Here is a 22,447-nt window from a genome sequence, read left to right as displayed (position 1 = left end):
CACGACAAAAATAACAAACAATGCAAGTAAAAATTAATGATAGCTGGAAAAATATTTTACAACCTGAATTTGAGAAACCATATTTTGAAAATCTTACTGAATTTGTTAAAAATGAATATTCAAACCATATGTGTTACCCAAAAGGATCAGATATTTTCGCAGCGTTTGATTTTTGTTCGTTAGATGATTTAAAAGTGGTGATTTTAGGGCAAGATCCATACCATGGAGTAGGGCAGGCAAATGGATTGTGTTTTTCGGTACATGATGGTATTACACATCCACCATCATTAATTAATATTTTTAAAGAAATTGAAAAGGATGTAAATATTCCATACCCAAAAAGTGGCGATTTATCCCGTTGGGCAAAACAAGGAGTGTTGTTATTAAACGCAACTTTAACCGTAAGAGCAGGGGAGGCAGGAAGCCACCAAAAGCAAGGTTGGGAACAGTTTACTGATGCTGTAATTCAGAAAATTTCTGAAGAAAAAAAGGATGTTGTGTTTTTACTTTGGGGAGGTTTTGCTAAGAAAAAAACAAAGCTTATTGATAAAAATAAACATCATATTTTAACCTCGGGTCATCCATCACCATTAAGCGCTAATAGAGGATATTGGTTTGAGAACAAACATTTTTCTAAAACCAACGATTTTTTACAAAGTAAAGGTACATCAACTATTCAATGGTAATTTCTGGTAAAATAGTTTTGTTGTAGTAGGGTAAAATAATAGCATCCAACATATCTTCAGTAACATCAGGATAATGAACTTCAACAACTTTGTTAGTGTTAATCCATTTTTCAATTTTAGGAAGCTGTTTTTTACTCAATTTTTTTACAACGGTAACTCCCATTTCTTTTAAAGTAAGAGCATTGCATTGTTGTTCGTATTGATTTTTCATAGGAATAACCAATAGTTTTTTACGTAAATACAACGCTTCAGTAGGTGTTGCAAAGCCTGCTCCGCAAATTATTCCTTTTGAAGAAGCCATACTTCGGATAAATGCATCGTCGTTAATTGGTAGGATTGTAATATTATGAAAAAATTGATGTTCTTTTGTTTTCTTAGAAAAGACTTGCCACTTTATGTCTTTTATTTTTGAAAGTATTTTGACTATTTTTTCATCACTATAAGAAGGTAAATAGACGGTATAATGTCCTTTGTTAGTAATATTTCTATAGCGTATTTCTTTACGAATTATAGGTAAGAAAGTAGAAGACGAGTGTGTTTTAAAATGAAACCCAAATTTATTTTTTGCAGGTGCGTAATACTTAATGATTAAACGTTCTAATCTAAATTTTTTAAAAGCTGAGTTTTTCTCGTTCAATAAAGCGTTTTGGTTGCTTAAAGAAATGATAGGTACATTTCTGAATAAACATGCCCAAGCAGATATTGGTTCGAAATCGTTAATGACCAAATCGTATTCTTTTACAGGTAACGTTTTAATTTCTTTGTAAACTTTCTTTAGGTTTAAGTCTTTTAAGGTGCTAATTAGGTCGATTCCACCCTTTTTACCAAAAACGAAGCCTAACCCATGTAATTTATATTTTATATCGAAAGGAAGCCCTATTTCGTATTGTGATCCACTAACCAATACATCTACATCCCCACGTCTCTGTAAATGTGGAATAATTTCTAAGGCTCTACTTGCATGTCCATTTCCTGTTCCTTGGAAGGCGTATAATATTTTCATCTTTTTTAATTTTTTATTACTGGTTGTTTTCAGAAAATTACCTATTAAGTAGGTACTGACTATTTCCTAACATAATGCCCATTATTGGCTTCATAGTTATTGGGTTTTAATATTAAACTCTTTGAGGAGCTCTGTAAAAAGTTCGCTATTATTGTGTTCAGAACTAATTAGCTCTAAGTCTTTTACAGGGTAGTCTAAATGAATATTTTTAGCTATCTCATCTTTTTCGTATTCATATAAAGACCATGTTTTGTTTTTGTATTCTAAAGCTGTTAAATTTTCAATCCAATCGCCAGAGTTTAAGTAAGTAGTGCTTCCTTTTTCAGTTTCGATAGTTCTTATTTCTGGTTGATGAATATGTCCGCAGACTACATAATTATACCCTTCATTAATAGCAATATCAGCAGCAGTAGTTTCAAAATTATTAATAAATTTAATGGCACTTTTTACGCTGTTTTTAATTTTTTTGGAGAAGGAGAGCCTGCCGTATCCTAGTTTATGACTTACCCAGTTTACAACCGTATTAATAAGGATTAAAAAATCATAACCCATTCCGCCTAATTTCGCAAGCCATTTAGAATGTTGCATAGTCACATCAAAAACATCTCCGTGAAAGAACCATCCCTTTTTACCATCGATATCAAGTACTACCTTATTCACAATTTCAAAGCTTCCTAAGCGAAAACCTTTAAACCTTCGTAGCATTTCATCGTGATTTCCTGTGATGTAATACACTTTTGTTCCAGAGGTAATAAAATTCATCAGTTGCTTGATGACTTTCATGTGAGGTTTAGGAAAGTAACGTTTGTTAAACTGCCAAATATCAATAATATCACCGTTTAAAATCAATATTTTCGGATTGATGGTTTTTAGGTAATTATGAAGTTCTGTAGCTCTGCAACCAAAAGTTCCTAAGTGAACATCTGATATTACAGCAATATCTAATTTACGTTTTTTGTGTTTTTTCATTCTAAGTATACTTCGATATGTATCAAAGTTACTTTTCGAATGTTTTTAAAAAGTGAGGTAATTATAAATTATTGGTAATGAAATCTTTACTAAAAAGTGTAGTAAAGGTTATGTAAAAGTAAAAAGCTCGGTTTTACCGAGCTTTTTATATATAGTTTTTTAAAAAAGATTATTTGTTGTACAATACCCATTCTCCTTTTTCTAATAAAGGAATAGCTTGCTTGTACTTAACCTCTTTTTCTTCACCTGACATTACATTTTTGATAGTAACTTTTTCGTTACGACCAATTTTTGGTTGTTCACGAACAATAGTTTCTACAGCTTGCTGTTCTTGTGTTTGTTGATTACGAGCATTGCTAATAGCTTGCTGTGTTGAGTTTTGAACCTCGTCTTTACGTAAATCTAATTGCTCACGTTGTTGTTCACGAGCTTCTGATACTTGTGAAGCTTCTTGACTTGGTAATTTTCCTTTGAACAAGAATGATAACACTTCTTTGTTAACTTTATCAATTGTTTCTTGGAATAATTCGAAAGCCTCAAATTTATAAACTAATAAAGGGTCTTTTTGCTCGTACGTAGCATTTTGAACAGTTTGTTTCAACTCATCCATTTTACGTAAGTGATCCTTCCAGTTTTCATCAATAATCGCTAAAGTGATGTTTTTTTCAAAATCATTAACTAATGATTTACCTTCACTTTCGTAAGCTTCTTTTAAGTTGGTAACTACTTGTAGTGTTTTAGAACCATCTGTAAAAGGAACAACAATACGCTCATAACGATCACCTTCGTTTTCAAAAACATTTTTAATTACTGGGAATGCATTTTCAGCATTTCTTTCCGCATCGTTTTTGTAGTGTTCCGTTACTATTTTGTATAGCTTGTCAATTAAATCTTGCTCTGATGTTTTATTGAATTCTTCTTCAGAAAAAGGAGAAGTCATTGCAGAGAAACGTATTAATTCGAATTCAAAGTTTTGGAAGTCTTTAGTATCCTTGTTTTGTTTTACAATTGAATCACAAGTATCGTAAATCATGTTAGCAATATCAATCTGTAAACGTTTTCCATCTAAAGCATGACGACGACGCTTGTATACAAACTCACGTTGTGCGTTCATAATATCATCATACTCTAATAAACGTTTACGAATACCAAAGTTATTTTCTTCTACTTTTTTCTGAGCTCTTTCAATAGATTTAGAAATCATAGAGTGCTGAATAACTTCGCCCTCTTTTAATCCCATTCTATCCATCATCTTCGCAATTCTTTCTGAACCAAATAAACGCATTAAGTTGTCGTCTAAAGCTACATAGAATTGAGAAGAACCTACATCTCCTTGACGTCCTGCACGACCACGTAACTGACGGTCTACACGACGAGAATCATGACGCTCTGTACCAATAATAGCTAAACCACCTGCGGCTTTAACTTCATCAGATAATTTAATATCGGTACCACGACCTGCCATGTTTGTTGCAATGGTTACCACTCCTGGTTTACCAGCTTCAGCAACTACATCAGCTTCTTTCTTGTGTAATTTTGCATTTAAGATATTGTGAGGAATCTTACGGATTTGTAACATTCTTCCTAATAATTCAGAGATCTCAACAGAAGTAGTACCTACTAGTACTGGCCTTCCTTCTCCAACTAATTTTACGATATCTTCAATTACAGCGTTATACTTTTCACGCGTAGTTTTATAAACTAAATCTTGTTTATCGTCTCGTTGAATTGGTTTGTTTGTTGGAATTTCAACAACATCTAATTTGTAGATTTCCCAGAATTCACCTGCTTCCGTAATCGCTGTACCTGTCATACCAGATAACTTACGGTACATTCTAAAGTAGTTCTGTAAAGTAACGGTAGCAAACGTTTGCGTAGCGTCTTCAATTTTTACATTCTCTTTAGCTTCAATTGCTTGGTGTAATCCGTCAGAGTAACGACGACCGTCCATAATACGACCTGTTTGCTCATCTACAATCATTACTTTGTTATCCATTACCACATATTCTACATCTTTTTCAAAAACAGTGTATGCTTTTAAAAGTTGGTTCATGGTATGAATTCGCTCACTCTTTACACTAAACTCACGGTATAATTCCTCTTTTTGATCAGCTTTCTCTTCAGGAGTAACGTCGCTATTATCTATTTGACCAACTTTTACACTAATATCTGGTAAAACGAAGAATGTTTCATTTTTTGTGATATCAGAAAGGTGTGCAATACCTTTATCTGTTAAGTCAATTTGGTTGTTCTTTTCTTCAATAGTAAACCATAACTCTGCATCAACTTCAGGCATTAGCTTGTTGTTGTCTTGCATGTAGAAGTTTTCAGTTTTTTGTAGGATTTGTTTAACTCCCTCTTGAGATAAAAACTTAATTAAGGCTTTATTTTTAGGAAGACCTCTGTAAACTCTTAGTAATAAGAAACCACCTTCTTTAGTGTCGCCTTCTTTAATTAAACGTTTTGCTTCTGCTAAAACACCTACTAAATATTTATTTTGAAGTGAAACTAAATCGGCAACTAGAGGTTTTAATTCATTAAATTCGTGACTGTCTCCTTGTGGTACTGGTCCAGAAATAATTAACGGCGTACGAGCATCATCAATTAAAACAGAATCCACCTCATCAATAATAGCATAGTTTGGTGCACGCTGTACTAAATCTTTTTTAGAGTTAGCCATGTTATCACGTAAGTAGTCGAATCCAAATTCGTTATTGGTTCCGTAGGTGATATCTGCATTATAAGCTTCTCTACGTGCTTCTGAGTTTGGTTGATGGAAATCAATACAGTCAGTAGATAATCCGTGGAACTCAAAAATAGGAGCCATCCACGCGCGGTCACGTTTTGCTAAGTAGTCGTTTACTGTAACAACGTGAACTCCGTTACCTGTTAAAGCGTTTAAGTATACAGGTAGAGTAGAAACTAACGTTTTACCTTCCCCTGTCATCATTTCAGCAATTTTACCTTGGTGTAAAACTGACCCACCAATTAACTGAACATCATAATGAATCATGTCCCAAATAACCTCTTTACCTGCAGCATCCCATGAATTAGCCCAAAAAGCTTTGTCGTCTTCTAGTGTAATATGTTCTCTAGTAGCAGATAACTCTCTATCGAAAGGAGTAGCAGTTACTTCTAATTCTGTGTTTTTAGTAAAACGCTTTGCAGTTTCTTTTACAACTGCAAAAGCCTCAGGCATAATGTTTAATAAAACAGCTTCTGAAGCTTCGTAAGCTTCGTCTTTTAATTTATCAATTTCTGTATAAATGTCTTCTTGACGATCAATATCTGCACTTTTAGCTTCTTCCTCAAGTTCAGTTATCTTATCGTTAAAAGATTTGGTAGCGTCTTTAATTTTCGATTTAAATTCGATTGTTTTTGCCCGTAATTCATCATTTGATAAACTGTTTAATGAATTTTCAAAAGATCGTACCTTTTCGACGATCGGTTGTAGTGATTTTAGGTCCTTTTGTTGTTTGTCTCCAACAAATAGTTTTATAATCGAATTTAAAACGCTCATTTGTAAAATATTGTTTTATAGCTAATTAAGTTGTTTTTAATTAGCGTTTTTTGTGTTTTTTATTGAGTGCTTAAAAGTAAGCAAAAAAAAAGCCTCTGTAAAAGAGACTTTTTATTATTTATTTTTTCTAGTATTCATCTTCATTCCAAAGATAATCTTCTTCAGTAGGGTAATCTGGCCAGATTTCAATAATAGAATCGTATGCCTCACCTTCATCTTCGATATCTTGTAAGTTTTCTACCACTTCTAACGGTGCTCCAGTACGAATAGCGTAATCAATTAATTCGTCTTTAGTTGCAGGCCAGGGTGCATCTGCTAAATAAGATGCTAATTCAAGTGTCCAATACATTTCTTTATCTGTTTAATAAGATTTTCCGCAAAAATAATTTTTTTTTGTAAAAAGTCAAGTTTTTTTTAAAAAATGTGAAATCAATAATTAAAGAACTTAGTTAAAGCTTTTCAGGAATCCATTTAATTTCCTCAGCTTGTAAGTCTTGAGTCAACTTCCGTGCCAACACAAAAAGGTAGTCAGAAAGTCGGTTTAAATACTTTAAAACAGTATCGCTAATTGTTTCTTCTTCGTTTAAAGCCACGGCTAATCGTTCCGATCTACGGCATACGCAGCGTGCTATGTGACAAAATGACACGGTTTGGTGACCGCCTGGTAATACAAAGTGTGTCATTTGAGGTAGGTCCTTATTCATAAGGTCAATTTCGTCTTCTAAAAACTGAATTGAGTCTTCATTAATTTTAGGAATGTTTAAGCGTTCTTTACCACTTTTTAAAGTTTCCTTTTCTGGTGGTGTAGCTAACATTGCTCCTAATGTGAATAAATTGCTTTGAATTTTTGTTAATTTCTTTTTTAGAGCGTCATCAATGTTTTGATCTCTAATTAAGCCAATATATGAGTTAAGTTCATCAACAGTTCCATAGCTTTCTATTCTTAAATGGTGTTTTGGTACTCGAGTGCCACCAAATAGGGCGGTGGTACCTTTATCACCTGTTTTTGTGTATATTTTCATATGTTTTTTACTAGTTTGATTATTTTTTTAAGACAGCTAATTTATCTAAAATATAATCAGGACAACGCATAGGTTTTTTTGTTTTATTGTTAATAAATGCTAACACAGTATTTCCAGTTGAAATTAGTTCGTTATTTTGATTGGTAATTTCATAGTCGAATTCAATTTTTACTGAAGGTGTTTTTTTTAAAATGGTTGTAATGGTTAACTCATCGTCATATAATGCCGACTTTTTAAAGTTACAAGATAAAGAAATAACAGGCAACATGATTCCTGTTTTTTCCATATATTTGTATGTAACGCCCAGAGAACGTAGCCATTCGGTACGACCAATCTCAAAAAATTGTGCGTAGTTTCCATGATAAACTACTCCCATTTGATCAGTTTCAGCATACCGAACACGTATAGATGTGTGATGTTTTTGCAAAAGATTTTTTTATTTTAATTGCATTAACGATACGCAAAAAAAAAATAAAAGTCAATAGTGATTTGATTTTTTTATACTAAAATTTATTCACACTTTTGTTCGCCCAGACTTTCATGTTTGGTGTCCCCTAAACCTGAATAAAAATTAACAACTAAAATTGTTTTTTACCAATATGACTAAAACAGCCGATTCAGTTTGGATGGAATGCTTGTCTTTTATCAAGGATAACATTAAGCCACAGGCATATAAGACTTGGTTCGAGCCGATAAAGCCTATTAAATTGGCAGGGGAAGCTTTGACAGTTCAAGTACCAAGTAAGTTTTTTTACGAGTGGTTAGAAGAGCATTACATAAAACTGTTAAGAGTAGCTTTGGTTCGTCAGTTAGGAAATGATGCTAAATTAATTTACGATGTACGTATGGAGAATACGTATAGTAGCAATAGCCCTCAGACTGTAAAAATACCTAGCTCAAACCGTAACCCTTTAAAACCGCAAAAGGTAACAGTTCCGTTAGAGTCAAAACGAGAACTTAAAAACCCATTTGTTATTCCGGGGTTACAAAAGGTGAAAATAGAATCTCAACTAAATCCAAATTATAATTTTGTGAATTTTGTTGAAGGAGATTCTAACAGATTGGCACGTTCTGCTGGTATGGCTGTAGCAAATAAACCAGGTGGAACTTCATTTAATCCATTATTAATATATGGAGGGGTTGGATTAGGAAAAACACACCTAGCACATGCTATAGGTGTTGAAATAAAAGATAAATACCCTGATAAAACTGTATTGTATATTTCTTCTGAAAAATTTACACAACAGTTTATTGATTCTGTAAAATCAAATACTAGAAATGATTTTATTCATTTCTACCAAATGATTGATGTCTTGATTATTGATGATGTGCAGTTTTTATCAGGAAAAGCAGGTACACAAGATGTGTTCTTCCATATTTTTAATCACCTACATCAAAATGGAAAACAGGTTATTTTAACTTCGGATAAAGCACCTGTTGATATGCAAGATATTGAACAACGTTTACTTTCTCGTTTTAAATGGGGATTGTCAGCTGAACTACAAGCACCAGATTACGAAACAAGAGTTTCTATTTTACAAAACAAATTGTACAGAGATGGTGTTGAAATGCCAGAAGAAATTGTTGAGTATATAGCAAAGAATATCAAGTCTAATGTTCGTGAGTTAGAAGGAGTGATAATTTCAATGATAGCTCAAGCTTCTTTTAATAGAAAAGAGTTTACAATTGAATTAGCAAAACAGATTGTAGATAAATTTGTTAAGAATACGAAAAAAGAATTGTCTATTGATTACATTCAAAAAGTAGTATCAAAATACTTTGATATGGATGTGGCAACTTTACAATCTAAAACACGTAAACGCCATATTGTACAAGCGCGTCAGTTAGCTATGTATTTTGCAAAACGTATGACAAAGTCATCATTAGCAAGTATTGGAAGTCAAATAGGAAAAAGAGATCATGCTACTGTGTTACATGCGTGTAAAACTGTTGATAATTTGACTGAAACTGATAAGCAGTTTAAAAAGTACGTAGAAGACTTAACAAAAAAGTTAACTTTATAAACAACGAACCTCACCTAGTGAGGTTTTTTTATGAGTATGAAAAAAATATTAATGGTTTGTTTAGGGAATATTTGTCGATCTCCTCTTGCTGAAGGAATTTTACAATCTAAATTATCCTCAGAAAATTTTATAGTAGATTCGGCTGGTACTTCGGGGTATCATGTAGGTGAATTACCTGATAGTCGCTCTATTGAAGTAGCTAGAAAATACGGAATTGATATTATTAATCAACGTTCAAGAAAGTTTGTAAAAGCTGATTTTGATAATTTTGACATGATTTTTGCTATGGATCAAAGTAATTATGGTGATATTGTAGCCATGTCTGAAAATGAAGAGCAGCATGAAAAAGTAAAAATGATTTTGAACGAATTACATCCTAATGAAAATAGGAGTGTTCCAGATCCGTACTATGGAGGAGATCAAGGTTTTGAAAATGTATACAAAATGTTAGATGAAGCGTGTGAAATTATAGCTTCAAAATTAGAACAGAAAAAATGAAAGGTAAATTATACTTGATTCCTACAACGTTAGGGGATACTGAACCATTAGAGGTAATGCCGTTATCAGTAAAAAAGGTGGTAGAACAATTAGATTACTTTATTGTTGAAAACGAAAAATCAGCTAGAAGGTTTATTAAAAGAATTACACCAACAAAATCGCAACCTTCATTAGAGTTGATGTTATTAGATAAGTATTCAGATGATTTAGAAACCAAGAATTACTTAGATGCCTGTGAAAAAGGGATATCTGTTGGTTTACTTTCTGAGGCAGGAGTGCCAGCTGTGGCAGATCCAGGTGCAAGTATTGTGAAGTTAGCACATCAAAAAGGAATTCAGGTAGTTCCATTGGTAGGACCTTCTTCTATTTTGTTGGCAATTATGGCTTCTGGTATGAATGGGCAGAGTTTTGCGTTTAATGGATATTTACCTATTGATAAGTCAGACAGAAAAAAAGCAATTAAAGATTTAGAGAAGCTTTCAAAAGAAAAAAATCAGTCACAGCTTTTTATTGAAACTCCTTACAGGAATGAAAAAATGTTAGATGATTTACGCGCTACTTTGTCTCCTGATACAAGAGTTTGCGTGGCGTGTGATATAACACTTCCAACAGAGTATATTAAAACACTAACGGTAAAAGAATGGAAACATGTAAAAACTGATTTACATAAACGACCAGCAATCTTTATCATCCATAAATAAAAAAAAGCATCGATTTAATCGATGCTTTTTTTTATTTGTTTTCTTATTAATTAAACCGTTGGTTTTTTATTGGCTTTGATGTTGGAGACATCATAACCAGCAAACTTTTTAAGGTATGATTGTATAGAGGTTCCATAGGCATCATTAAAACGGATAGACCCGTTTGAACGTAAGAACTTTTTTACATTACCTGCACCGCTTAAATGTGCTGCTGCTAAAATACCAGATTCGGTTATTTTAACTCCATTAATGGTTTTGCCAACACTTCTCTTAATGTCTTTTCTTAAAATCCATTTGTTTAATTTACAATATGCAACAAATGTACGTTCTTGTAATTCAGGGTTTTTAAGAAAATGAGTGGTGTTGTAAATTCTAAATCTCTTTAGGGTTTCTTTACCAAATTGGTATTTCCCTAAATATCCAAGTGTGTTAACTACTCTATACTTACCTTGTGATTCTTTAAAAGCTAAAGCTTCTTTAAATCCTACAAAATCATTTAATAAAAAAGGAATGTTAACCTTTTTTACCTTATGAATTGGTATTGGCGTTGTTGTAGTAGTTTTTTCTTTTTTAGCTGTAGTCTCTGTAAAACTGGTTAATAATACAAATCCTAAAAATACTAATACTAAATGTCTGATAATTAAATACTTTCTGTTTAGCGCTGCAAAGATACGGCATTTTTTCACAACAGACTATAAATCAATAATTTACAGTTTTTTAACTATTGATGATAAAGTTATTTTCCTGTGTTTTTTTTAGGTAAAAAACAAAAATAAACATCTTTTATTAATCTTTTGGTAATGTTTTGTTGAAATTGATAAGAATAAAATTTTGTTAAAAGAATTCTTTTGGAGATATATTTAAAACTTTACATATAGTTAGAAATCGATACATGTCAAGTCTAGTTTTTCCTGTTTCTAATTTAAAATAAGCATTTTGACTCAATCCTATTTTTTTGCCAAACTCATATTGAGATAAGCCATCTTTTTCTCTTTCTTTCTTAATTTTCTCTAAAATAATACTTACTCTTTCCATAGTTTACTTTTTCTAATTTTCAGTGCTAATATAAAAAATAAGTTATAACTTTTAGGGTTAAGGGAAAACCCTTAGTTGCAAAAGGGGTTATGTTTTTTTGTGTAAGTGTTTGGGAATTATATTTTTGGGAGAACATTGCAATGTGGTCGGTAGTGCTATGGCTGACTATAACAAACCATAGTTTTTTTATTAAATAATTTTAAAAACAATTTTTATTATGAAAAAAGTAATTTTATCAGCACTTTTTTTAGGTGCTTTTACAACTGCTAATGCTGTGAGTGTAGATTATCAGTATTTTAGTGACAAGTGTCATGAACAAGCTTGTGAAGCAGTAGGAGATGCAGAGGCAGTTTTTGGAGATGAATTATCAGCTGCAGAGTATGAAGTACTTTATGATATAGAGTTTCAAAACTGTAAAGGATAATTGGTAAATATTAAATGATTAATGGAGCTTGTTTTGAGTTCCGTTAGTCATTTTAAAAAAAAAATAGAATGAAAAATAAAATATTTCTTATATTCTTATGGTTTTTATTTTTAATAAAAGCTTATTCTCAAACTGGAGAGGTGGCGTATCGTGTAGAGTCAATAAAGCAAAATAATTTAGATAACCCTCTAGTAATGGGAGTAAATAATGAATTGCAACAAAAAACATTTACACTAAAGTATAATAAGTATGAATCTATTTTCAAAAAAAATAAAAACATACCAATTAATAAAAGGTATAGTGGTTTAGCAGACGTTTTAATAGGAGCTTTTAGTGACTGGTATCAAAAATCTTTTACTAAAGAAGCTCTAATAAATAAAGAAATTGGAGGTGAAATATATATAGTAAGTTATCCATCAATGACAGGTTGGGAGTTAACTGAGGACACTAAAGTAATAGAAGGTTATACTTGTTACAAGGCAATAAGAAAACAACTAAATAAAAGAACCAGTGTAGGAAAAGATAAAAGATATATAGTTTATACAGCATGGTATACACCAGAAATTCCAATACCTTATGGACCCGCTGGAAACGGAGGATTACCAGGGCTGATACTTCAACTAGATAAGAATAATGTTGCTACATATACTGCAAAAAAAATTAAACTCAACCACAAAAAGAACATTAAAATACCTAAGCTGAAAGAAGCAACAAAAATAACACCAGAAAGAATGGTCGTATTAATGAGGAAAGCAAGGAAGGTAACTGTTGATTAAATTTATATGAGATGTAGTTTGTTATTAGTACTGGCTTGTTTGTTTACAAAAAATATATTCGCACAAGTTATAGTTTCTGGGGTTGTAAAAGGAGAAAATGAAATATTGGAGAATACTAACATTATAGCAAAACCTTTAACAGAGGGGGCTCGCTTTACCTATACAATAACAGATGATAAAGGAAACTATAAGTTAAGTTTAACGAAAAATGCAACGTATAAAATAACGGTAAGTTTTATTGGCTATATCACTTTAAAAGAAGATGTTTTGGTTGCAAACATGCCTATAACTAAAGATTTTATTTTAAAAGAGGATCCAAACGAGCTACAAGAAGTTATTATTAATTACAGAGAACCGATAAAAATTAGAAAAGATACTACTACCTATAGAGCAGATGCATTTGTTAATGGTAAAGAACGTAAGCTACGTCAAGTGCTTAAAAAATTACCTGGAGTAGAGGTGGATAGAAAAGGAAATGTAACTGTTAAAGGTAAAAAGGTAACCACGGTATTGGTTGAAAATAAAAAGTTTTTTACAGGTGATAGTAAACTAGCTGTTAATAATATACCTGCTGATGTAATTGATGAGATTCAGGTTATAGAAGATTATCATGAAAGTGATTTATTAAAAGGTTTAGAAACGTCAGAAGATGTCGCCTTAAATATTAATTTAAAAGAAGATAAAAAGAAGTTTGCCTTTGGAGATATCGAAGTAGGCGGAGGAGTAAAAGAGAGATATGTAGTACACCCAACCTTGTTTAGGTATTCAGAAAAAATAAATTATAGTTTTATTGGAGATTTTAATAATGTAGGAGATAAGTCTTTTACTGTAAAAGATTATATCACTTATGAAGGAGGTTTTGATATAAACTCCTTTTCATCTTTGTACAATTCACCTATTGTTAGATTGTTAAAGGAAAAAAAGTATAATGAAAATAAACATTTATTTGGAGGGCTGAATTTACAGTTCAGTACAAGTGAAAAGAATGATTGGAGTGCATTCGTAATAGCTCTTAAAGATAATACGAATTCGTTTGAGGGTTCATACCAAAATTATTTAGTCGATACTATTGAGGAAACGAGACGTGTTTCTGATGATAAAAAACAGAATATGTTGTTAGGTAAAATAGAATTAAAATCAAAACCAAATGAAGATGTTCGTATTAAGTTTGAAAATAAAGTAGAAATATCTTCAGCTAATAATAAGTCAGAAACTGAAAGTAATTTTAATTCTGAAGATTTACTATATAACTTGAGTGATAAGGTAGATAATGTATCATTAAAATCTAATTTAAAGATAGAAAAGAAGTTTTCAAGAGACCATACTTCTCAAGCTAAGATAAATCTTGTTTTTTCAAAAAATAATGAAAGTCAAAATTGGTTCAGTACTCAAAATATTTTTTCAAACAGTTTACCTATAGATCAGGCTGAAGAACATATTTTTGTCAGACAAAAAATAAATTCAGAGAATTATCAAGCTAAAACTTTATTAAAACATTTTTGGATAGTGAATCCAAGAAACCATTTGTATTTTGGAGTTAAAAATGAGTTATACTTCAATACCTATAATTCAAACCTTGGTCAATTGATAGGAAACGAAGAGTTAGATAAGTTTGATAATTTTGATAGCGAAAACTCTAATAAAGAAGTATTTTCTTCTTTTTTTGCAGAGTACAAAAAATTAATCGGAGATGCTTTTCTAACATTTAAACTAGAGTATTTAAACTACAATAGGTTTAATAAGCAATTCGAATTAGAAAAAAATAGAACATTTCAAAAGCTTTTACCCAGTGTTAATTTGGAATGGGATTTTGATGCAAATAAAAAGCTTGTTTTTTATTATAGGAAAACAAATGATGTTCCTAGTTATAATCAACTAAATAGAAATAAAAAATTAATAAGTTTTAATAGTATTTATCAAGGAAATATTAACTTAACAGAAAGCAGTTATCACTATTTTCGTTTATCTTATAGAAGGTTCAAAACTTATGGATGGAGTTTTTACCCAACAGTAAGTTACAGGTTAAGAACCAATAAAATTCAGAATACTTTTATTTCAGATAATATATATTTTTATAACAGTTTTATAAATATTGCAACTCCTGAAAAAGGTCTTTCTCTTGATTTTAAAACTACTTATAATTATAAATATTGGAGAGCTTCTTTAGGGGTTAACTATGGAAATAGAAGTTATATAACGTTATTTAATCAGCAAGAGGAAAAAGCAAATGACGACAGTTATTCGGCAAGATTAAAGTTTAAGTCAGTGTATATTAATGGACCTAATTTTGATGTTTCTTTGAGTCAAAACTATAATGTAAATAAGAATAGCTTTATTAGCAATAATACTTCCTATAGAACTAAGTTTGACTTTCAGGTGGATTATGAGATAGGAGACTGGATTTTTATAGGAGAAAACATGTACTCTTATTATCAAAATGAAACTTCAAAAACAAAAAACTCTTTTAATCAAATGAATGCCTCTGTTTTTTATCAAAAAGAAGATAGTCCTTGGGGTTTTGAAATAAAAGCGAATAACTTGTTAGATAATAAAGAACGTGTAACCTCGAGTCTTTCAGATATATTATTCAGTGAGCGTACAGAGTTGGTTTTTCCACGAACCATAGTGTTTAAAATTGTTTACAAAATTTAGTGTAAAATGAGAAGAAAAATATATATAATATTATTCTCCCTGTTTTTCTCTTGCTCTTCCAATAAAAGAGCTGTGAAAATACAAGAAGTTGGGAGGGAATTCACAGGAGTAATTACTCAAGATAATTTGTTGGAAACAAACAATAGTACCTGGTTTAAATCTCGTTATGAAGCATATGAAATAGAAGATACTTTAATTTCTACATTTCAAAAAAATCTCAAGAATGTAAAAATAAAAGCATTTATTGGGTTATGGTGTGGAGATAGTAAACGTGAAATTCCTTTACTTTTGAAAATGTTAAAACAAGCGAGTTTTTCAGAGGAAAATATAGAAATAATAGCAGTAGATCACAAGAAAAAAGCAAAAGGTATAGAAAAAGGTTATGGTGTTTTCAGGGTACCTACTTTTATTTTCTATAAAAGAAATAAAGAGTTAGGTAGATTTGTAGAGTTTCCTGTTGAATCTTTAGAAAAAGATGTTCTAAAAATAATATCGGGTAAACCTTACAAACACTTTTATGAAGAATAAAGAGTTTATCTCTTTATTCCTTGTTGATTTATCCATTGTTGATATTTCACTGCATTTCTATTATGTTGTGCTAAAGAATTCGCAAATTCATGAAAACCAATCTTATCAACACTTGCGCACATATAGTAATAATTGTGTTTTTGATGGTTTAAAACAGCATCAATAGATGAAATATCTGGCATTGCAATCAGAGTAGGAGGAAGTCCTGTGTTTTTATAAGTATTGTAAGGGGAGTCCATTACTAAATCTTTGTTTAAAACCCTTTTTACAACAAAATCTTGCCCTTTAACTTCTTTAATTGCATATATAACTGTTGGGTCGGCTTGTAAAGGCCAATTATCTTTTAATCTATTTAAATATAAACCAGCAACAATAGGACGCTCTACTTTTTTAGCTGTTTCTTTCTGAACGATAGAAGCTAGAGTAATTACTTCTTCTTTTGAAAGGTTTAGTTTTTTAGCTTTATCTAATCTAGCAGAAGTCCAAAAACGATTGTATTCGCGTAACATTTTATCACGGAAGTTTTCAGCAGAAGTATTCCAATAAAACTCGTAGCTATTAGGGATGTACATTCCTAATGCAGATTTTTTAGAAAACTTATTGGTAGCTAAAAAAGAAGGATCTTGCATAGCTTGTAATAAAGCAATAGAGTCTGCTTCAATTTGTTCAGCAATTCTTCCTGCTAATTTTTCTAAAGTATCTTGATTATTGAATGATAAGGTAATTGGAGTTTGATTTCCGCTGCGTAAAAGGTTTACAACATCATTCATGTTCATCCCTTTTTTTAATAGATATTTTCCACCTTTAGGTTTGGTGAATTTTTTCTTTTCTGCAACCCAAACAAAATTTTCAGGATGTTTAACAAAATCAGAAAGTTGTTTTTTTACATCTACAAAAGAAGCATTAGAACCTATATATATAGCCCCATCTTTAGTAACTGCTTTACCAAATATTTTTTGATAGTAGTTAAATCCAATAATTCCACCAATTAAAAAAATGGTGGCAATACCTCCTAAAATAATTTTCTTATTCATTTATTAATTGAAATAATAGTTCGTCTTTGTATGTTCCGTTGTAAAAAATCCAATCTTTCTTTACTCCAATTAGCTTAAAATTTTGCTTTTCAAAAAGGTGTAAGCTATTGGTATTATCATTTGTAATGTTTGCATATAATTGGTGTAAATGCAAATGTGTAAAGCAATAGTTAATTAGCAATTGTAAAGCTTCAGAAGCAAATCCTTTCTGTTGAAAGTCAGGATGAATTAAAATTCCGATACCAGCTCTTTTATGTTGCGGGTTAAAATCGAACAAATCTATCATCCCAATAGATTTACCAGTAGCTTTTTCATCAATAACTAATCGTAACTGTTTAGCTTCAAAAATATCTAAGTGAGCGTTTTCTAAATATTGTTTTAATAAAAACTTAGAAAATGGAGTTTGTGTATGACTTACTTCCCAAAAAGACTCATTGTTTTCTATTTGAAATAAAAACCCTAAATCTTCAGGTTCTAAAGCTCTTAACTTGATATGTGTTCCAGTTAACGTATGCACTAAATATTTATTTTGCCTTTAAATACAAAAGTAGCTGGTCCTTTTAAAAAGACCTCAGAATAGATTCCGTTTTGTTCTTTAAAAGAAACTTCTAATTCTCCACCCTCAACAGGTAAAATAATAGAAGAGCTATTTGTTTTTTTGGTTGCATGCATGGCTATGGCAACGGCAGTAACACCAGTACCACAAGCTAAAGTTTCATCTTCAACTCCTCGTTCGTAGGTACGTACTTTAAAAGTGTTGTTAGCTATTTGTTCTACAAAGTTAACATTACTTCCTTCAGAGCCATAAATATCATTTCTAATTTCTTTTCCGTTTGAAAAGACATCATAATTTGCAAGATCGTTTACCAACTGAACATGGTGTGGAGACCCTGTATTGGTAAAAACGTATTTGTCAAAAATATTCACCTTGTCAACATCAATCATTTGTAAAGAAACAAGGTCGTTAGAAATAGAGGCATGATGCAATCCATCAATAGCAATAAAAGTAGTTTCAGTTTCGAAAAGTCCAAGTTTATGAGCAAAAGCTACAATACAACGACCTCCGTTACCACACATAGTACTTTCATTACCATCAGAGTTATAATATACCATCTTAAAATCGGTAGTATTATCTTCTTCAAGTAGGATAAGACCGTCAGCTCCGATACCGAAATGTCTATCACATAATTTTGCAATTATGTCAGTTTTATTTTTTGGAAAGGTTTTTGAACGATTATCAATCATGATAAAATCATTACCAGTTCCTTGGTATTTGTAAAATTCTAAATCCATAATAATGGACAAAGATACATATTTTATGAAGTAAAGGGGATTGTTAAATAGCGGTTAAAATCAGTTAAATAGAAGTTAAACACATTTACTTGAAATGTTAAAATTGTATATTTGGAGTATAAAATTTTGTAAGCATATGAAGAAAATTATTGGAACTTTAGGAATTGCGATTTTAGGAGGCGCAATAGCACTTGCAGGATATAAAACATTGATAGAAGAACCGCAGGTGATTGTAGAAAAAGCGGTAGAACCAACAATGCAAACCGTAAAGGCAAGCTATACACCAACAGTAATAAACTCAACATCAACACCAACCGACTTTACAGAAGCAGCAGATAAAACAGTACATGCGGTGGTGCATGTTAAAAACACCTCAATAAGAACACAACAAAACCCGTTAGCAGAATTATTTTATGGTAGAGGAAGTGGAACGAGAAAGTACCAACAAGTGGGTACAGGAAGCGGCGTAATTATTTCTCCTGACGGGTATATTGTAACCAATAATCATGTAATTGAAGGAGCAAGCGATATTGAAATTACGTTAAATAATCAGAAAAAGTTAAAAGCAACTTTAATAGGAGCAGATAAAAGTAACGATATAGCTTTATTGAAAGTAGAAGCTGATTTTGAATTGCCTAATTTACCTTTTGGAAACTCTGATAATATTAAGGTAGGAGAATGGGTCTTAGCAGTAGGAAATCCTTATAATTTAACATCTACTGTTACTGCAGGTATTGTAAGTGCAAAAGGACGTGATTTGGATGGAAACACCAATATAGACTCGTTTATTCAGACAGATGCTGCTGTAAATCCTGGTAATAGTGGAGGAGCATTGGTAAACACACGAGGTGAGTTAATAGGAATTAACACAGCTATTTCATCAAGAACTGGTTCTTTTATAGGGTATTCGTTTGCTGTGCCGTCAAACATAGCTAAAAAAGTAGTAGATGATTTGTTAGAGTTTGGAGCGGTACAACAAGCTGTTTTAGGAATTAGTATAGATCCAGAAACAAAAGATATTGAAGGAGTAAGAATAGGGGAAGTTTTAGAAGAAGGAGGTGCTAAAAAAGCAGGATTAAAAGAAGGAGATGTTATTACGAAAGTAAACAATGTGAAGATTTCTAAGTTCTCAGACTTAAAAGGACAGTTAACAGCAAAAAGACCTGGAGAATACGTGAATGTAATAATTGACAGGGATGGAGAAGAGCTTACCAAAGTAGTTAAACTAACTAAACTTATAAAGCTGCCTGTAAGTAGAGTTTTAAAAACTGAGTTTGAAGATCTTACAAAAGAAGATAGAAAAAAATTTAATTTGGACGGAGGAGCAAAGATAAAGAGTACTCAAAATATGGCGTTCAAACAGTTTGAAGTTGGAAAAGGGTATATTTTAACTAAAATTAACGGAAAGAAAGTTATGTCAGCAAAAGAAGCCGTTAATATGTTAGATAGTGTGTACGGAAGTGGAAATAGACTTTTGTTAGAAATGATTAGCCCTTCTGGTCAAATAGAAAGATTTAGATACTAGTTACAGGTTAAAAAACTCTAGAATATATATACTTAAAGAAAAAGCCTTGTTAAAATCGTTTTAACAAGGCTTTTTCTTTTATAAAACCAACAAAAAATAAAGAAGAAATACCTATTTTTGCACAAATTTTTTAATTTTAGTTAACACACAACTATGTCAACAATAACAAATTACGAAAAAGAAGTAGTAAATCAAGCGCAAGTTCGAAGAGCTACGGTTGAGTTTATTAATATCGTTAACGATTTATGGTACGATAAATCTATCGAGTTAGTATTATTTAGAAATCCATTAGTAGATAAAAGAGCTAGTGAGGTTTTAAACTTAATCGATTACGCTAAAGAGTTTGTAGCGAAGCCAATAACAATAGAAGATGCTTTAGAAATAGCTAAAGCAATTCAATCGATTGATTTACCACCATCAAAATTAGATATTGGTAAATTAGCTTACGAATTTCACTTACAAGACGATGCATCAGCAGATAAGGTAGCTTTTGTAAAAGAGCAACTAAAAGATGCAACTGAAGCAGAAAACATTCAACCAAAAGATGTAGTATTATACGGTTTTGGACGTATTGGTCGTTTACTAGCTCGTGAGTTGAGTAGTAAGATGGGGAAAGGTTCTCAATTAAGATTAAGAGCAGTAGTTACTCGTGGTAAAATAGATCAAACAGTATTAGAAAAAAGAGCTTCTTTATTAAGTGTAGACTCTGTTCATGGAGATTTCTTAGGAACAGTTCAAGTAGATGCTGATAATAATGCATTAATCATTAATGGTACAACTGTTTACATGATTTCTGCAGCGCAACCTGAAGATATTGACTATACGAAATATGGAATTAACGATGCGTTAATTATTGATAACACAGGAGCTTTTAGAGATGAAGAAGCATTAAGTCGTCACTTAAAAGCAAAAGGAGCAAGTAAAGTATTATTAACAGCTCCAGGAGCAGGTGTGCCAAACATTGTGCACGGAGTAAATCATGAAGAAAATAATCCTGATAATATAGATATTTTCTCAGCAGCTTCATGTACAACTAATGCTATTACACCAGTATTAAGTGTGTTAGAAGATAACTTCGGAATTAAAAAAGGACACTTAGAAACAATTCATGCATATACAAATGATCAAAACTTGGTTGATAATATGCATAAGAAATACCGTAGAGGTAGAGCAGCAGCTTTAAATATGGTAATTACTGAAACAGGGGCAGGTAAAGCAGTAGCAAAGGCATTACCAGCATTAGCAGGTAAGTTAACTTCAAGTGCCATTCGTGTACCAGTACCTAACGGATCATTAGCTATCTTAAACTTACAATTAAAAACTCCGGCAACAGTTGAATCTGTTAACGCTATTATGAAGCAATATGCGTTAGAAGGTGATTTAGTAGAGCAAATTCAATACTCATTAAGTAATGAATTAGTATCTTCTGATATTGTAGGAACAACAGCTCCTTCTATTTTTGATAGTAAAGCAACGATAGCTGATGGAGATACTATTGTAATTTACGTATGGTATGATAACGAGTATGGTTATTCACATCAAGTAATGCGTTTAGCAAAGCATATTGCTAAAGTACGTCGTTATACTTATTATTAAAATAAAGTTAAAAACAGATAAAAAAAGCCGAAGCATTGATTTGCTTCGGCTTTTTTGCTATATTTGACTAAGAGTAACCCCTTAAACATGTCCCCTCAATGAAAAAAGTAATAATATTACTGTTCCTACTACTTGGCACTACTTCGCTAAGTTATTCTCAAGAATTAAAAACACTAGTTTCTGGAAAATGGTTTGTAGATTCAATGAAAATTGGAAATGAAAAATTTGAGTTTTCAGAAGGGAAAAATTGGTTAGAACTAAGTCCTGATGGAAGATATCAAGTTATGATGAGTAATAAAGAAGAAAGTGGAACTTGGAAGTTAATTACAGGGGCTAAGGAGTTAGAATTTGATAATGAAAGTTTTGAAGAAAATTTAAAAATTGAAAAAATTAGCGAAACAATGTTATTAGTTTCAGCAAGAAATAAAGAAACCATCTATACTATGTGGTTAAAAAAATAAACTATCATACATAGTTTGTTTTTTAACGACCGAGGTAAGGGATTGCCTCGGTTTTTTTATTTAAGTAGATCCTATTTTACTTATACTACTCATAAATCTTTTCCTTAAATTAGCATCAAAAAATAAGGTTATATGAGGGCAGTACTTACACCAATACTATTGTTGTTTGCGGTAATTACAACAAGCGCACAATCCAAATTACCATACTACGAAATACCAAAAGAAGCTAATAAGTTTACTTCAGGAACTGTAATTAGTAGGATGATAGATGGATTAGGGTTTCGTTATTATTGGGCAACAGAAGGTTTAACAGAAAAAGACTTAGAGTATAAACCAAGCGCAGAGGCAAAAACAACTAAAGAAACAATAGATCATGTATTAAGCTTATCGCAAGTAATTAAAAATGCAGCATTAAAAGTTTCTCATAAAGAGGCAAAATCAGGAATGACATTTGTTGAAAAAAGAAAAGCAACTTTAGAAAACTTAAAACAAGCTAGTGATATTTTAAGAAGTAGTGATGATGTGTCACAATTCAAAATAATCTTTGGAGAAAAAGAATTTCCTTTATGGAACGCTATTAATGGACCTATTGCTGATGCTATTTGGCATGCAGGTCAGTTAGCTTCATTTAGAAGAGCCTCAGGAAACCCAATCAATTCAAAAATCAATCATTTTACAGGTACCGTTAGAAAATAATTTA

Annotated in this window: 23 protein-coding genes; 12 read left to right on the top strand and 11 right to left on the bottom strand. The window is 31.5% G+C overall.

Features of this window, described 5'->3' with window-relative positions:
- Window positions 1-20: 20 nt before the first annotated feature.
- Window positions 21-686, top strand: coding sequence for a uracil-DNA glycosylase (locus tag LCI24_RS11375; protein ID WP_274640477.1), 666 nt, complete (start codon window positions 21-23; stop codon window positions 684-686).
- Here LCI24_RS11375 and LCI24_RS11370 read toward each other — a convergent pair.
- The 6 genes from LCI24_RS11370 to LCI24_RS11345 form a co-directional block, all read right to left on the bottom strand.
- Window positions 673-1,689 carry a glycosyltransferase family protein gene (locus LCI24_RS11370; protein WP_274640476.1) on the bottom strand — a complete coding sequence of 339 codons (1,017 nt, stop codon included), beginning with the start codon at window positions 1,687-1,689 and terminating at the stop codon, window positions 673-675. The genes LCI24_RS11375 and LCI24_RS11370 overlap by 14 nt on opposite strands.
- Before the next feature lie 96 nt (window positions 1,690-1,785).
- Window positions 1,786-2,658: a UDP-2,3-diacylglucosamine diphosphatase gene (locus tag LCI24_RS11365; protein WP_274640475.1), complete on the bottom strand. Its 873-nt coding sequence runs from the start codon at window positions 2,656-2,658 to the stop codon at window positions 1,786-1,788.
- Between the two features lie 169 nt (window positions 2,659-2,827).
- Complete coding sequence (gene secA, locus LCI24_RS11360) at window positions 2,828-6,178, bottom strand: preprotein translocase subunit SecA (protein WP_274640474.1); 3,351 nt, start codon at window positions 6,176-6,178, stop codon at window positions 2,828-2,830.
- Window positions 6,179-6,305: 127 nt separating this feature from the next.
- On the bottom strand, window positions 6,306-6,527 hold the full coding sequence (locus LCI24_RS11355; protein WP_047789198.1) for a DUF2795 domain-containing protein: 222 nt from the start codon (window positions 6,525-6,527) through the stop codon (window positions 6,306-6,308).
- Between the two features lie 100 nt (window positions 6,528-6,627).
- Window positions 6,628-7,200 carry a cob(I)yrinic acid a,c-diamide adenosyltransferase gene (locus LCI24_RS11350; protein ID WP_274640473.1) on the bottom strand — a complete coding sequence of 191 codons (573 nt, stop codon included), beginning with the start codon at window positions 7,198-7,200 and terminating at the stop codon, window positions 6,628-6,630.
- Between the two features lie 19 nt (window positions 7,201-7,219).
- Window positions 7,220-7,627 carry an acyl-CoA thioesterase gene (locus LCI24_RS11345; protein ID WP_274640472.1) on the bottom strand — a complete coding sequence of 136 codons (408 nt, stop codon included), beginning with the start codon at window positions 7,625-7,627 and terminating at the stop codon, window positions 7,220-7,222.
- A gap of 172 nt (window positions 7,628-7,799) precedes the next feature.
- Here LCI24_RS11345 and dnaA point away from each other — a divergent pair, with 172 nt between their 5' ends.
- The 3 genes from dnaA to LCI24_RS11330 are packed head-to-tail and all read left to right on the top strand — an operon-like array spanning window position 7,800 to window position 10,423.
- Entirely contained in the window at window positions 7,800-9,224 is a 1,425-nt protein-coding gene (gene dnaA / locus LCI24_RS11340; protein WP_274640471.1) for a chromosomal replication initiator protein DnaA, read from the top strand.
- 36 nt (window positions 9,225-9,260) lie between these two features.
- Window positions 9,261-9,722, top strand: coding sequence for a low molecular weight protein-tyrosine-phosphatase (locus LCI24_RS11335; RefSeq protein WP_274640470.1), 462 nt, complete (start codon window positions 9,261-9,263; stop codon window positions 9,720-9,722).
- Window positions 9,719-10,423 carry an SAM-dependent methyltransferase gene (locus LCI24_RS11330; RefSeq protein ID WP_274640469.1) on the top strand — a complete coding sequence of 235 codons (705 nt, stop codon included), beginning with the start codon at window positions 9,719-9,721 and terminating at the stop codon, window positions 10,421-10,423. Before LCI24_RS11335 ends, LCI24_RS11330 begins: the two co-directional genes overlap by 4 nt.
- A 50-nt stretch (window positions 10,424-10,473) precedes the next feature.
- Here LCI24_RS11330 and LCI24_RS11325 read toward each other — a convergent pair whose 3' ends face one another.
- Window positions 10,474-11,109, bottom strand: a complete 636-nt coding sequence (locus LCI24_RS11325) for a peptidoglycan-binding protein LysM (RefSeq protein ID WP_274640468.1) — start codon at window positions 11,107-11,109, stop codon at window positions 10,474-10,476.
- Between the two features lie 148 nt (window positions 11,110-11,257).
- Window positions 11,258-11,458 (bottom strand): helix-turn-helix domain-containing protein, encoded by a 201-nt coding sequence (locus tag LCI24_RS11320; protein ID WP_274640467.1) that lies wholly within the window; start codon window positions 11,456-11,458, stop codon window positions 11,258-11,260.
- 217 nt (window positions 11,459-11,675) lie between these two features.
- Between LCI24_RS11320 and LCI24_RS11315 the strand changes: the two genes are divergently transcribed.
- From LCI24_RS11315 to LCI24_RS11300, 4 genes are all read left to right on the top strand, one after another.
- Window positions 11,676-11,882, top strand: coding sequence for a hypothetical protein (locus tag LCI24_RS11315; RefSeq protein WP_099216394.1), 207 nt, complete (start codon window positions 11,676-11,678; stop codon window positions 11,880-11,882).
- Window positions 11,883-11,950: 68 nt separating this feature from the next.
- Complete coding sequence (locus LCI24_RS11310) at window positions 11,951-12,658, top strand: GLPGLI family protein (RefSeq protein WP_274640466.1); 708 nt, start codon at window positions 11,951-11,953, stop codon at window positions 12,656-12,658.
- Between the two features lie 39 nt (window positions 12,659-12,697).
- Window positions 12,698-15,310 (top strand): TonB-dependent receptor, encoded by a 2,613-nt coding sequence (locus LCI24_RS11305; protein WP_274640465.1) that lies wholly within the window; start codon window positions 12,698-12,700, stop codon window positions 15,308-15,310.
- A gap of 6 nt (window positions 15,311-15,316) precedes the next feature.
- A complete protein-coding gene (locus LCI24_RS11300) occupies window positions 15,317-15,838 on the top strand; it encodes a thioredoxin family protein (protein WP_274640464.1) in 522 nt (173 codons plus the stop codon).
- A gap of 5 nt (window positions 15,839-15,843) precedes the next feature.
- Here the strand turns inward: LCI24_RS11300 and mltG are convergent, their stop codons facing one another.
- The 3 genes from mltG to dapF are packed head-to-tail and all read right to left on the bottom strand — an operon-like array spanning window position 15,844 to window position 18,165.
- Complete coding sequence (mltG, locus tag LCI24_RS11295; RefSeq protein WP_274640463.1) at window positions 15,844-16,872, bottom strand: endolytic transglycosylase MltG; 1,029 nt, start codon at window positions 16,870-16,872, stop codon at window positions 15,844-15,846.
- Window positions 16,865-17,389, bottom strand: a complete 525-nt coding sequence (locus LCI24_RS11290; RefSeq protein ID WP_274640462.1) for a GNAT family N-acetyltransferase — start codon at window positions 17,387-17,389, stop codon at window positions 16,865-16,867. The genes mltG and LCI24_RS11290 overlap by 8 nt, the downstream gene beginning before the upstream one ends.
- Complete coding sequence (dapF, locus tag LCI24_RS11285; RefSeq protein WP_274640461.1) at window positions 17,389-18,165, bottom strand: diaminopimelate epimerase; 777 nt, start codon at window positions 18,163-18,165, stop codon at window positions 17,389-17,391. The genes LCI24_RS11290 and dapF overlap by 1 nt, the downstream gene beginning before the upstream one ends.
- 136 nt (window positions 18,166-18,301) lie before the next feature.
- Between dapF and LCI24_RS11280 the strand changes: the two genes are divergently transcribed.
- From LCI24_RS11280 to LCI24_RS11265, 4 genes are all read left to right on the top strand, one after another.
- Window positions 18,302-19,690 carry a trypsin-like peptidase domain-containing protein gene (locus LCI24_RS11280; protein WP_274640460.1) on the top strand — a complete coding sequence of 463 codons (1,389 nt, stop codon included), beginning with the start codon at window positions 18,302-18,304 and terminating at the stop codon, window positions 19,688-19,690.
- A 153-nt stretch (window positions 19,691-19,843) separates the two neighbouring features.
- Window positions 19,844-21,286: a glyceraldehyde-3-phosphate dehydrogenase gene (locus LCI24_RS11275; RefSeq protein WP_274640459.1), complete on the top strand. Its 1,443-nt coding sequence runs from the start codon at window positions 19,844-19,846 to the stop codon at window positions 21,284-21,286.
- Window positions 21,287-21,384: 98 nt separating this feature from the next.
- A complete protein-coding gene (locus tag LCI24_RS11270; RefSeq protein ID WP_274640458.1) occupies window positions 21,385-21,747 on the top strand; it encodes a hypothetical protein in 363 nt (120 codons plus the stop codon).
- A gap of 132 nt (window positions 21,748-21,879) precedes the next feature.
- Window positions 21,880-22,443, top strand: coding sequence for a hypothetical protein (locus LCI24_RS11265; RefSeq protein ID WP_274640457.1), 564 nt, complete (start codon window positions 21,880-21,882; stop codon window positions 22,441-22,443).
- Window positions 22,444-22,447 lie beyond the last annotated feature (4 nt).

This window comes from Tenacibaculum larymnensis (assembly GCF_028829235.1).
In the GTDB taxonomy this organism is placed as follows: domain Bacteria; phylum Bacteroidota; class Bacteroidia; order Flavobacteriales; family Flavobacteriaceae; genus Polaribacter; species Polaribacter larymnensis.
Note: the sequence above shows the minus strand (reverse complement) of the source record. Positions and strands in the feature narration are given on the sequence as shown.